We start from the raw sequence: 12036 nt of genomic DNA, 5'->3' as shown, positions 1-12036 counted from the left end.
GTCAGGACCGTCCTCCGCGCCAGGCGTTCAACCGTGTAGCCACTTCGTACAAATCGGCAACCTTACCCTGGCCCATCACCTCCATCGCACTTCGCCCGGCAAAAAACGGGTGTGAATTAGGCTTCTGCACCCATTGATAAACACTGTCTTCATGAGTAAATAAAATGCGCAGGCATTTATGAATATTCAGTATGTAGCTCATCCGCTCCAGCAAGTCTTTAGACACTTTGGCCGACTCAGGGCTGGCACGGTATTTGTTCAGTGTTGAGCGGCTTGATAAACCAAGCAGAGCCATCTGCTGATTCTGGCTGCAACTCCACTTATCCAGAATGTTGAAAACGACTGGCAGTACCTTATTGCCTGCATGTTCAATCGGCTCATTCGCCGCCACGGTACGGGTGTTCATGATCACCGCCTTAGATTATCCATTTATGGACTTAGTTTAGCATTAAGTCTATAAATGAACAAAATACTGAGGCTATAGGTATCAAGCGACTTATCAATGTAAAACAGAAACTGGGCCGACCAACGCCGTGGTCAGCCCTAGATAGCGAGAAGTTAAGTTATTGCGGGGATGATTCAAGCCAGGGCGTAATGCGAATCGCTGGAGATGGTAAGGTCAACACAGTGTTTTCAGGGAGCTGCTTGACTTTCACAATCGCTTTCCCCGCTTCGATGGGGATCACGGCATCGTCAGAAACAGTGATAACACCCGTCTCCTCAGCAGCAAAATGCATCACAACACCGCTGACCTCTGGCATAAACCAGGATGAGAACATTCCCCCCAAGTCATTTAAGAGTATGTCCATTTGCGGTAGCAGGCGATCCAACGTTTCTTTGTTGATGGCTAACCCTAAAGGCTTGCTGACGATAACCTGCATAGACACATCGCAGGTGATTCCGTCATCTATCACAAAAGTGACGTCAGGATTTGCCTGGCGCAGGTTATTGTCGATTGGCACTACCAGGGCATTATCGGCAGGAATAACGAGCTCTTCATAATGCTCTTCTTTCTGCATCCAGCCTTTGCGGACAGTACAGGTTTCACCGGTTTGCTGATTGATCAGATACAAAGCAATGTTCACATCAGGGTGAGATTCAGCAACATTGTGCTTGAGTTTGCCGAAAAGATTGCTGTAACGCATCTCAATATTCTGCGCCCATACATTACCGGAAAGAGTGAGCAGGCCGGAAGTAAGAAGAAGGGTTTTAATAAAAGAAGTGCTCATCAACGGTTAGCCCTGTTGCCAAAATTGTTTGTTATGACGGATCATACCCTGAATTTCGTCCACGTACTCTTGTCCACGTTCAGAATATCGGTGCAGTCCTTCCGCAAGCTTTAACCCGGTAACAGGTTGACCTGCAGCACGCTCGTTAGCTCTGATATCCCGAAGCTCCGCATAAGCGCGATTGCGGTTCACATTCATAAAATAAGCGTGAACCGACTGAGCAGCATCAGAGAAAACGGCGACTTCATGCTTCGCTCCTTCCCCCCTGGCACTGGGAACCAAGCCACAGCCTTGGGTATAACACCACTGTCCAAAATAATTATGCCCTTCAACGGCAAACCGCGACGTCCCCCATCCCGATTCGTTGGCCGCCTGACTCAATACCAGCTCTTCAGGGATCATATCCACACGAAGCAACATAGCATCCAGCCAGGATTCTGTGACAGCGTCACTAGTGAGTTCGTGGTTATAAGCATCGCCAAGCTGGCGGGCTTCACTGAGATCGTTTGGGCTGATCGCCTGCCCGACCTTCAGCTGGGTTTGAATGGCCAGCAAAAAAGAACGCTCCTGACTGACTCTGGCATTCTCTTGTTGCACGAACGGACGTAAGAACGTGAAAAATGATTGCTTCTTCAGGTTCACGTCTTCCATAACGTTAAAATCTGGCCGGGTGGCTTCATCTTGGGTATTCACTACTTGCTTTTCAGGCTCAGCGCAACCTACAAATAACAATGTGCATCCAGCAACCGCAAAGTGTCTGACATTTTTTATCACGCGTTAAATACCTTGCTTTCTTCTTCTGTTTTATTGCCTTGATCTTCCCCGTCACCGCCTTTATCAACTGTTGTGACTTGCAAGGTAATGCCGAACAAATTGCGGTAGACAATTGCTTTCACGTTAAAGAAGAAAGGAATTGTCCAGATCAATCCGATGCCAGCGGTAGCAAAAGAGATAAAGAACAAAACCAGCACCGCCAGAAAAATGGCCGATAAAGGCAAAATTTTACGGAATGTGGCCACGACAGAGTACTGGATCGCTTTTAATGGGCTGACACGTTTTTCACACACCAGTGTGATCGTCATGCTGAAAGCCATAGTTAAAAACAACCCAATTAATGGGAACAATGCATTACCTATGCCCTGCAGCGAGGATGTCAACAACATAGTGACAACAGAGACTACGGCAAATGGAAACCCTTTCACCAAATAACGCGGTTTGGTTGGCAGGCCAACCGCATGGTTCAGCGCCATCAGGCTGACACCGGCATACAAGGGAGCGCTTAATACATCCGACCAGAAATTGGCCATAAAACCCGCTTCAACAATATCAGGTGTGATCCCTTCGCCACTGACAATAGCATCAAAGAAAATAGCAGGGTTACCCAGTTGCACTTGCAGCGCTATCAGCAAGAGAGCAAGCTGCGCTAAAAACAGCCCTGCAATTGCTGGGAAGAAGGTCAGAAAATGCTTTGCCGTCACCTTCCAGGCTTCTTGAAGTACCGCGACAGACTGTAAGTCTGCTTTGCCTGACAGCGCCTTGTCGATTGAGCCGCCAACCTGAAGACTTTTATTACTCATGCAGATAGTTGATTCACATTAAATTAGAACAATGGGCCCGATTGTACGCTACCGTTTGCGCTAAACAAATCGCGTCATCGTTAAAAAATGCTTCAATGCCTCAAAATGGTGGAAATTTGTCGTTCAATTTAGGGTTTTGTTCAGATTTCATCTAAGATCAGTAGTCAATTTGCAATCTAAATTCTGCATTATTAGCCTTTAAACCCCTCAGATAATGCGATGAACTCCGTTGAAATCATTTGCAAAACTGATGAACGAAAAAGTCGCCTGTACAATATAAAAAATACTTTGAATTATACCTATGGGGGTCTATCATCCGGCTCCTGAAATTGACCAAGAAAATGCAGGCAAAAAAATTGCAGGCACGATGTGGAGACCAGGTAGAGTTGAACACAAACATCACATCCAAAGAACCGGTTATTCAGCTCAAAGGGCTGAGCAAGAGCTTTGACGGTAAACAAATTATCACCGGATTAGATCTCAACGTGAATGACGGTGAGTTTTTAACCATTTTAGGCCCCTCCGGCTGTGGTAAAACCACTGTCCTTCGCCTTATCGCTGGTTTTGAAGATGCTGACCAGGGGCAGATTATTATTGCCGGTCAGGACGTGACTGCCGTTCATGCGGAGCAGCGGCATGTTAATACTGTATTCCAGAGTTATGCCTTATTCCCGCACATGACAGTGTTCGAAAATGTTGCCTTTGGTCTGCGCATGCAAAAAGTGCCAGAAAAAGAGATCAAACCACGTGTGATGGAAGCTTTACAAATGGTTCAGCTGGAGCAGTTCGCTCCCCGCCAGCCACATCAGTTATCCGGTGGTCAGCAGCAACGCGTTGCCATAGCGCGAGCTGTGGTGAACAAGCCGAAAGTTCTGCTGTTGGATGAATCACTTTCTGCGCTGGATTATAAGCTACGTAAGCAGATGCAACTGGAGCTGAAACAGCTGCAGCGTCGTCTGGGCATTACTTTCATTTTCGTCACACATGATCAGGAAGAAGCGCTGTCGATGTCAGACCGCATTATCGTTATGCGTGATGGACGTATTGAGCAAGATGGCACACCGCGTGAAATTTATGAAGAGCCAAGCAACCTGTTTGTTGCCCGTTTCATCGGTGAAATTAATGTGTTCGATGCCACTGTGATTGAGCGTCTTGACGAAAAACGTATTAAAGCCATTGTCGAAGGCCGTGAGGCAGTGATCCATTGTGATCTTGATGTGCAGCAACATGCTCCGCTTAAAGTGTTGCTTCGCCCTGAAGATATCCGTCTGGAAGAAATCAACGAAAACGAAGAAAGCTGGGGCCTGATGGGCCATGTGCGTGAGCGTACCTATAAAGGGATGACGCTGGATTCAGTTGTTGAGATCGAAACGGGCAAGTCTGTCATGGTGAGTGAATTCTTTAACGAAGATGATCCAGATGTAGACCACTCCCTGGATCAAAAAGTAGCTATCACCTGGGTTGAAAGTTGGGAAGTGGTACTGGCTGATGACGAAGAAGCTTAATCTGCAAAATATCATCATTTCGGTGATTGTAGGATGGTTACTGGTTTTTGTATTCATCCCGAACCTGATGATTATTGGCACCAGTTTTTTGACTCGTGATGATGCAAATCTGATTGATTTAACCTTCACGCTGGAAAACTACGCACGCTTGTTTGACCCTTTATATGGTCAGGTGATGCTGCATTCGTTCTACATGGCTGGCATGGCAACAGTCTTATGCCTGCTGGTGGGTTATCCGTTTGCCTACAGTATTGCCAAAATGCCGGCAAAGTGGCGCCCGTTCATGCTGTTTCTGGTGATCGTACCGTTCTGGACCAATTCACTGATTCGAACTTACGGCCTGAAAATCATGCTGGGCACCCAGGGCGTATTCAATAGCAGCCTGATGGCCTTAGGGATTATTGATAAGCCCCTGCGTATTATGTACACAGAGTATGCGGTAATGATTGGCCTGGTTTATATTTTGCTGCCATTCATGGTGCTGCCCTTGTATTCCGCCATTGAGAAGCTGGATAACACTTATATTGAAGCCGCTCGTGATCTGGGCGCGAACAAGCTTCAGACGTTTATTCGTGTTATTGCACCATTAACAATGCCGGGTGTGATTGCGGGCTGCCTGCTGGTCTTTTTGCCGGCAATGGGTATGTTCTACATTTCCGACCTGCTCGGCGGTGCCAAAAACCTGCTCATCGGTAACGTCATTAAGAGTCAGGTACTGAACGCCCGTGACTGGCCTTTTGGCGCAGCAACAAGTATCGCGCTGACAATTTCAATGGCAATTCTGCTGTATGCCTATTACCGGGCTGGCAAGCTACTCAACCGTAAAGTGGAGTTGGACTAACTGTGGGACGTTTTTTCAAAGTCAGTCTGATGTCGGTAGTGTACGCATTCCTGTACATTCCCATCATTATTCTTATCGTTAACTCATTCAACGCCAGTAAGTTTGGGATGAAATGGGGCGGCTTTACCACTAAGTGGTATGAGCAGCTTGTGAACAATGACAGTTTAATGCAGGCAGCCTGGCACTCACTGAACATTGCCGTTTACTCTGCAACGGCAGCGGCCATTATTGGCAGTCTGACTGCCGTTGCCTTGTTCCGTTACCAGTTCAAGGGTAAAAGTTTTGTCAACGGCATGCTGTTTGTGGTCATGATGTCACCAGATATCGTGATGGCAATTTCGCTGCTGGCACTTTTTATTCTTATGGGCGCGAAACTGGGATTCCTGACACTGCTGCTGTCTCATATCACTTTTTGTCTCCCATTCGTTGTGGTGACAGTGTATAGCCGTTTGAAAGGCTTTGATGTGAAAATGCTGGAAGCTGCCCGTGATTTGGGCGCCAGTGAATGGGTCATACTCAAGCAGATCATCCTGCCACTGGCTAAACCCGCAGTTTTTGCTGGTTGGCTGCTCAGTTTCACCCTGTCACTGGATGATGTAATTGTAAGCTCTTTCGTAACGGGACCAACGTATGAGATCCTGCCGCTGAAAATTTACTCTATGGTAAAAGTGGGTATTTCGCCGGAAGTTAATGCACTGGCCACTGTCATGTTGATCGTGTCGCTGACCCTGGTTGTACTGTCGCAAATCATTGTGCGGGACAAGACGAAATAAGTTGCGTTTAATTTTATCTGCATGATAATCGTACCGAAATACGGCCGAGGAAACTCGGCCGTTTACGCAGGAGACAAAGGTTTGACTCCTGTTTTATTAACCATCCCAGCAGGGATTTTGGAGTTATCACATCAATGAAAAAATGGTCCGCGTTTCTGGCCAGCGCCGCATGCGCCGCTACTCTGGTATCTGGTAGTGTCAATGCAGCCGATGAAGAATTAGTCTTTATGAACTGGGGTCCGTACATTTCTACGGAACTACGTGAACAGTTCACTAAAGAAACGGGCATTAAAGTCATTTATTCGACTTATGAGTCGAACGAAACCATGTATGCCAAACTTAAAGCGCACCCGGAAGGATACGATCTGGTTGTTCCTTCAACCTATTTTGTCGCCAAAATGCGCGATGAAGGCATGCTGCAGAAGATCGACAAGTCGAAACTGAGCAACTTCAAAAACCTTGATCAGAATTATCTGAATAAGCCGTTCGATCCGAACAATGAATACTCTATACCTCACGTTTTGGGTATCACTGGCCTTGCCGTGAACACTGAAATGTATGACCCGGCTGACTTTGACAGCTGGGAAGATCTGTGGGATCCGAAATATCGTGGTCAGCTGATGCTGATGGATGACACACGCGAAGTTCACCATATCGCCCTGAAGATTCTGGGTTACTCAGGTAACACCACAGATCCGAAACAAATCGCTGAAGCTTATGAAAAGCTGAAAGAGCTGATGCCTAATGTACTGGTGTTCAACTCGGATAACCCGGCTGCACCTTATATGGCTGGCGAAGTTGGCTTAGGCATGCTGTGGAATGGCTCAGCGGCGGCGGCTCAGCGTGAAGGCCTGCCCATTGAACTGGTTTGGCCAAAAGAAGGCGGCATTTACTGGGTCGATAACCTATCGATAACCAGCAATGCGAAAAACACGGAAGCCGCTCATAAGATGATCGACTTCCTGCTACGCCCTGATGTTGCCGCGAAAATTTCAGAAGAAACCGGTTATCTGACAGGTGTGGAAGCATCAAATGCAAAATATAAAGACAACCCTACTCTGTTTCCACCTAAAGAGGAATTAGAGCGCGGTGAGTTCCAGAATGCTGTCGGTGACGCCAACATTCTGTATGAGGAAAACTTCCTCAAGCTGAAAGCTGGTCAATAAGCGCTTTCTTTAGGCAACCAAAATGATTTGGTTGCCTTTTTTCTTATCCCCTCTGCTATACTCTCCCACTGATTCTGTAATAAATTCCATACGTTAGTAATGAGTTAATACCTCATTCTGACATATTTTGTCATCTGAAATGACACACCCTGTCCGCAAGAGAGGTGGGCATTAGTATAGCTACCAGAATGCTATGTAGGGCTTCTGAAGTTGGGAGTAACTAAATGAAAAAATGGTCTTCAATCATGGTCGGCGGTCTGTTTGCCATGTCGCTGACATCACATTCAGCGCTGGCTGCAGACGAAGAACTGTATTTCTACAACTGGTCTGAGTATATCCCAGCCAGTGTGCTGGAAGCGTTCACCAAAGAAACCGGTATCAAAGTCATCTATTCGACTTATGAATCGAATGAGACGATGTACGCTAAATTGAAGACCTACGGTTCAGGTTACGATCTGGTCGTGCCTTCTACATATTACGTCTCTAAAATGCGTGACGAGAATATGCTGAAGAAAATCGAAAAGTCTAAACTGTCGCATTTTAAAGACCTGGATCCTAACTTCCTGAATAAGCCTTTCGACCCAAGCAATGACTACTCGATTCCCTACATTTGGGGCGCAACAGGTATTGGCGTGAATACAGATCTGATCAATGCCAAAACGATCACTGGCTGGAGTGACTTCTGGGACAGCAAATGGCAAGGCCAGCTAATGATGATGGACGATGCACGTGAATTCTTCCACATCGCATTACGTAAGTTAGGTTACTCAGCCAACACTCAAAACCCCGACGAAATTAAAGCCGCTTATGAAGAACTGAAAAAGCTGATGCCCAACGTGCTGGTCTTTAACTCAGACTACCCTGCTAACCCTTACATGGCAGGAGAAACCTCTTTGGGTATGCTTTGGAATGGTTCTGCCTACATGGCACGACAGGAAGGCGCCCCAATTGATATCGTTTGGCCTGAAGAAGGTGCCATTTTCTGGATGGACAGCCTGGCAATCCCAGCCGGCGCGAAAAACGTTGATGCCGCACATAAGATGATCGACTTTTTGCTCAAACCTGAGAACGCAGCAAAAGTTGCACTGGAAATTGGTTATCCAACCCCTGTTGCAACAGCCAAAGATAAGCTGCCAAAAACATTTGTGGATGACCCGAGCATCTACCCGCCACAAGCTGTAATGGATGCCGGTGAGTGGCAAGACAGTGTCGGTGATGCGGTATCACTGTATGAAGAATATTACCAAAAACTAAAAGCTGGCCAGTAAACAACCTTTAAGGCGTCGTAAGACGCCTTATTTTTTTAGCTTTACTTGTCTATACAAGCCTGCACTCAAGAATATTAATGTACTAGTCAGTTGGCGCTAGCAACTCATCGACGAGCTCAGGGACAATTCTTGACGCCGGTCCATAGCGTTTCTCATCAAATTCACTTTCCACAATACTCGGCTCTAAGTTGAGTTCAAGGGTGTGTGATCCGTGCATTGCAGCCTCATGAACAAAGCCCGCCGCCGGATAAACTGAACCTGATGTACCAATAGCGATAAAGAGATCGGCCGCAACCAGCGCAGAATAAATCTTATCCATTGACTGCGGCATTTCTCCGAACCAGACAACATTAGGCCTTAACGGCGCTGGAATCTGGCAGCAATGGCAGCTGTCATCCAGTGAAATATCACCGCTCCACTCAATAGTTTGACCACTTTGACTGCACTGAGCTTTAAGTAACTCACCATGCATATGAATGACATTATGGCTACCCGCTTTCTCATGCAGATTGTCTATGTTCTGCGTTATCACTGTCACCGTACCGTCGAGTTCCTTTTCCAAACGTGACAGCGCATAATGCGCAGCATTAGGTTGAACAGTTCCACTTTCTAACTGTTGACGGCGCTGATTGTAGAAGGATTGCACCAGGTAAGGGTCTCTGTTAAACCCTTCCGGTGTTGCTACATCCTCAATACGGTGGTTTTCCCACAGCCCATCCTGGTCACGAAAGGTTTTGATCCCCGACTCGGCTGATATTCCAGCGCCAGTGAGTATCACTATATTTCGATAGGGAAAATGCATCTTTCCTTGCCCTTGTTAACGTTTACCACAGTTATACCATCGACCGGACAGCAATATAACTCTTACCTTGTCAGACAATAGTCGTAAGTAGATATCGTATGAGTAATCGTTGAGGTGTGATTAATGTAAACTCTGCCAGATGAAAAGTTATAGTGCATTAAACAAAGCCATTAATCTCGTAATTAAGAATCTAACGGATGATTCTGCTTGCACGACATGTTGTTTTGCCATTCGAATTTTTCCTGAGTTTTATTATAAGAATGATTAATAAAATAGTTTATGTATCTTTGTGAAACACGATGAAAACTTTGGAGTATTTATGCAACTTTGAATAGTCTCGTCTATGCTTCACCTGTATCACACACAAAAACAATGGAGTGATGGAAATGAAGCAAAAAGCATTGGCATTATTAGTAACAACACTGTTGGCTAGCCCGGCTGCACTTGCCGTAACTCTGGAAGAAGGTACGCAAGAATTCGGCTTACAAGGTAGTCTGGATCTTGATTATGTGGATGATTATTTATTCCTGTTGAACACCTCCTATGGCTATTTCCTGATGGATGACTGGGAAATCGGGGGGGTTTTGGATGTAAACATGAGTGACAGCACCAAGACCTTCCAGCTTGGTATGTTTACTGAGTACAACTTTACCAACGACAGTAACTGGGTTCCTTATCTTGGCGCCGCTGCTCAGCTAGCCAATCTTTCGGCAGATGCAGATGATGACGTCGATTTTGATATTGAAGATGTCACTGCTTTGAATATTAAAATCGCAGGTGGTGTGAAATACTTCATCAACCCACATGTTGCCATTAGTGCAGAGGTGAACTACAACATCGCGACCGACGATATCAGCGTCACAAAAGACGGCGTTGAGGACAGCTTCACCCGATTCATTTTTGGTACAAGATTCTACTTCTGACAGTTCCTCCCATACAACGCCGCAGCAATGTGGCGTTGTAGTTTCTACAGGTCCCAACCCATTTCACTTTATTGTTTATACCTCAGTTAAATATTTTCGAGAAATCACCGAAAAATTTTTCATGAGCTGTATCAAAAAACAGACAAGTTAAACAAACCAGTCTTGCTATACCTTAAAAAAACACAATAAAAATTTATTGCTGGGTTCGATCAGACTAAGGTTAGCAGGCCGATTATGAGAAACGCTTACCCGTTGTTGGTTTTGTCATTCCAGTTTCTGACAGGCTGTGGATCCATGTCTGTCACCAATGATGCACACAATGAAGCCTTCCAAAAAGCATTGCTGCTTGTTGCAAGTAAAAGCCAGCGATGCCCTATTCCGGAAGATGTTATTGATGGTCGCTATCTGGCAACAGGCTTACCTTCTGATTATTCGCCACCTCCCTTAACTGAGCTATCAATGATCAAAGAAGAGAGTCTCTGGCAAATTCTCGCAAAAGAAAGCGATCTTCCGGTACCAAACAACGCAAGAGTGCGGAACTATAAACAATGGTATCTGAGCCGGCCATTACACCTCAAGACAGTATCAAAGCGAGCTCAACCATTTCTTTATTACATCTACCAAAATGCTCAAGCTCGTGATCTACCTATCGAACTTGTTTTACTGCCTTTCATAGAAAGTGCATTTGACCCCTATGCTCATTCACATCAAGGTGCAGCTGGGCTGTGGCAGATCACGAAACCAACAGGTAAATCATTCGGATTGCAATTTCGGCCTGGATATGACGGCAGGCTTGATATTATTGCCTCGACTCAGGCTGCACTTGATTTACTGGAATATCTTCATGATAAATTCAATGGTAACTGGCTACATGCGATTGCCGCATATAATTCCGGTGAAAGCAGAGTTCGCAAAGCAATCAAAGCCAACAAAGCGCTGGGGAAATCAACCGACTTCTGGTCGTTAGCATTACCCCGTGAAACAGAGCATTATGTCCCTAAACTGCTGGCATTAAGCCAGATAATTAAAGAAGAGAATCATACCTCTCTTCCTTTGGTATACATACCCAACAGCCCAGTATTGACGTCAGTAACGATAACACGGCAAGTGCCCCTTGCTCAGATTGCCAGTGATGCAGGACTGACCGGAAAAGCACTGTATCTGCTTAACCCAGGATACTCTGCCGGGCTAACATTAAGGCAGGAACAGAGCCAGTTACTCATACCTAAAAAACAGCTCAATCACTTTTATCAGCAGCCTGAGAAATTACACTATGTCAAGAACAAATACAGCGTTCGACATATTGAGCCTGGCGATTCTTTATATAAACTGGCCACGTTAAACAACACATCGATCAGAGATATAAAACAAGCCAATCAGTTGGTGAACAATAAAATACATGCAGGTCAGCTTTTGCTTATTCCAGTCAAATAACATTTATTCTGGAGCGCTGCCATTCACAAATTGCCAGGCTTGATTAATTTCCCAGTCAGGCTGGATGGCTAATTTCATCACTTCACCCATATTAATTAACAACTTTACGTCTGACTGATTATGCGATATTGCCAGGCCGACAATGACCCCGGCGAGTAAACAAGCCGGAGCAATCAGGCTACGAATAGCCATCAAACTTGTCAGTGCCAACACCATCAGGATAGTTGCTATATACAAATGCCCTGGTAGCTGTGTAAAAAACGCAACATAAATAGCAACGGCCTGAATGATTGCGCCCACAACTAAAAACACGATTGTCATTAATCCACCACAATAAATATTTTTATCTTATTTTTTATGAGTATAGACAAATATTTCGTCATAGGATGAAATTCTTATCACCATTTTTTTATGTGAATTTTTTATGCTTATACACCAATTCTCAGTCTAATTGTTAAAACGAACTATACTGAAAATAAAGAAAGTGCCTTTCTTGCAATAATGAAAGGAGCATAACA

The 12036-nt window shown here is 45.3% G+C and carries 13 protein-coding genes; 7 read left to right on the top strand and 6 right to left on the bottom strand.

Going from position 1 to position 12036, the window contains the following annotated elements:
* Nucleotide 1: 1 nt before the first annotated feature.
* The 4 genes from L6J37_RS20480 to L6J37_RS20465 all read right to left on the bottom strand — a co-directional run bounded on the left by L6J37_RS20480 (nt 2) and on the right by L6J37_RS20465 (nt 2806).
* Nucleotides 2-406, bottom strand: coding sequence for an MbcA/ParS/Xre antitoxin family protein (locus L6J37_RS20480; protein WP_036759448.1), 405 nt, complete (start codon nt 404-406; stop codon nt 2-4).
* A gap of 157 nt (nt 407-563) precedes the next feature.
* Nucleotides 564-1229 carry a DUF2987 domain-containing protein gene (locus L6J37_RS20475; RefSeq protein ID WP_192017121.1) on the bottom strand — a complete coding sequence of 222 codons (666 nt, stop codon included), beginning with the start codon at nt 1227-1229 and terminating at the stop codon, nt 564-566.
* Nucleotides 1230-1235: 6 nt separating this feature from the next.
* Nucleotides 1236-1922: a glucosaminidase domain-containing protein gene (locus tag L6J37_RS20470; protein WP_237796429.1), complete on the bottom strand. Its 687-nt coding sequence runs from the start codon at nt 1920-1922 to the stop codon at nt 1236-1238.
* A 77-nt stretch (nt 1923-1999) separates the two neighbouring features.
* A complete protein-coding gene (locus tag L6J37_RS20465; protein ID WP_218384655.1) occupies nt 2000-2806 on the bottom strand; it encodes a hypothetical protein in 807 nt (268 codons plus the stop codon).
* A gap of 386 nt (nt 2807-3192) precedes the next feature.
* Here L6J37_RS20465 and potA point away from each other — a divergent pair, with 386 nt between their 5' ends.
* From potA to L6J37_RS20440, 5 genes are all read left to right on the top strand, one after another.
* A complete protein-coding gene (gene potA / locus L6J37_RS20460; RefSeq protein ID WP_218384657.1) occupies nt 3193-4311 on the top strand; it encodes a spermidine/putrescine ABC transporter ATP-binding protein PotA in 1119 nt (372 codons plus the stop codon).
* A complete protein-coding gene (potB, locus tag L6J37_RS20455) occupies nt 4295-5152 on the top strand; it encodes a spermidine/putrescine ABC transporter permease PotB (RefSeq protein WP_192017124.1) in 858 nt (285 codons plus the stop codon). Before potA ends, potB begins: the two co-directional genes overlap by 17 nt.
* 2 nt (nt 5153-5154) lie before the next feature.
* Complete coding sequence (potC, locus tag L6J37_RS20450) at nt 5155-5925, top strand: spermidine/putrescine ABC transporter permease PotC (protein WP_027252235.1); 771 nt, start codon at nt 5155-5157, stop codon at nt 5923-5925.
* A gap of 134 nt (nt 5926-6059) precedes the next feature.
* The gene (locus L6J37_RS20445; RefSeq protein WP_192017126.1) at nt 6060-7091 is read left to right on the top strand and encodes an extracellular solute-binding protein; all 1032 of its coding nucleotides are present in this window, start codon (nt 6060-6062) and stop codon (nt 7089-7091) included.
* Nucleotides 7092-7336: 245 nt separating this feature from the next.
* Nucleotides 7337-8359, top strand: coding sequence for an extracellular solute-binding protein (locus L6J37_RS20440; RefSeq protein WP_225445315.1), 1023 nt, complete (start codon nt 7337-7339; stop codon nt 8357-8359).
* Between the two features lie 82 nt (nt 8360-8441).
* On the opposite strand, the gene cobB is transcribed toward L6J37_RS20440, so the two are convergent.
* Nucleotides 8442-9161 (bottom strand): Sir2 family NAD+-dependent deacetylase, encoded by a 720-nt coding sequence (gene cobB, locus L6J37_RS20435; protein ID WP_192017128.1) that lies wholly within the window; start codon nt 9159-9161, stop codon nt 8442-8444.
* 386 nt (nt 9162-9547) lie between these two features.
* Here cobB and L6J37_RS20430 point away from each other — a divergent pair, with 386 nt between their 5' ends.
* Entirely contained in the window at nt 9548-10084 is a 537-nt protein-coding gene (locus tag L6J37_RS20430) for an outer membrane beta-barrel protein (protein ID WP_192017129.1), read from the top strand.
* A 294-nt stretch (nt 10085-10378) separates the two neighbouring features.
* Entirely contained in the window at nt 10379-11518 is a 1140-nt protein-coding gene (locus L6J37_RS20425) for a transglycosylase SLT domain-containing protein (RefSeq protein WP_192017130.1), read from the top strand.
* Nucleotides 11519-11521: 3 nt separating this feature from the next.
* On the opposite strand, the gene L6J37_RS20420 is transcribed toward L6J37_RS20425, so the two are convergent.
* Nucleotides 11522-11839, bottom strand: a complete 318-nt coding sequence (locus L6J37_RS20420) for a hypothetical protein (protein WP_192017131.1) — start codon at nt 11837-11839, stop codon at nt 11522-11524.
* Nucleotides 11840-12036: the final 197 nt, after the last annotated feature.

The organism is Photobacterium sp. WH77, from assembly GCF_022014395.1.
Taxonomy (GTDB): domain Bacteria; phylum Pseudomonadota; class Gammaproteobacteria; order Enterobacterales; family Vibrionaceae; genus Photobacterium; species Photobacterium arenosum.
The sequence above is the reverse complement of the archived record's forward strand: the minus strand, read 5'-3'. Positions and strand labels throughout refer to the sequence as shown.

Excerpts from the sequence above, each read along its gene's own strand:
- L6J37_RS20430 (WP_192017129.1), top strand. The coding sequence starts at position 9,548 with ATGAAGCAAAAAGCATTGGCATTATTAGTAACAACACTGTTGGCTAGC.
- L6J37_RS20420 (WP_192017131.1), bottom strand. The coding sequence starts at position 11,839 with ATGACAATCGTGTTTTTAGTTGTGGGCGCAATCATTCAGGCCGTTGCT.
- cobB (WP_192017128.1), bottom strand. The coding sequence starts at position 9,161 with ATGCATTTTCCCTATCGAAATATAGTGATACTCACTGGCGCTGGAATA.
- L6J37_RS20440 (WP_225445315.1), top strand. The coding sequence starts at position 7,337 with ATGGTCGGCGGTCTGTTTGCCATGTCGCTGACATCACATTCAGCGCTG.
- L6J37_RS20425 (WP_192017130.1), top strand. The coding sequence starts at position 10,379 with ATGTCTGTCACCAATGATGCACACAATGAAGCCTTCCAAAAAGCATTG.
- L6J37_RS20475 (WP_192017121.1), bottom strand. The coding sequence starts at position 1,229 with ATGAGCACTTCTTTTATTAAAACCCTTCTTCTTACTTCCGGCCTGCTC.
- potB (WP_192017124.1), top strand. The coding sequence starts at position 4,295 with ATGACGAAGAAGCTTAATCTGCAAAATATCATCATTTCGGTGATTGTA.
- L6J37_RS20465 (WP_218384655.1), bottom strand. The coding sequence starts at position 2,806 with ATGAGTAATAAAAGTCTTCAGGTTGGCGGCTCAATCGACAAGGCGCTG.
- L6J37_RS20445 (WP_192017126.1), top strand. The coding sequence starts at position 6,060 with ATGAAAAAATGGTCCGCGTTTCTGGCCAGCGCCGCATGCGCCGCTACT.
- L6J37_RS20480 (WP_036759448.1), bottom strand. The coding sequence starts at position 406 with ATGAACACCCGTACCGTGGCGGCGAATGAGCCGATTGAACATGCAGGC.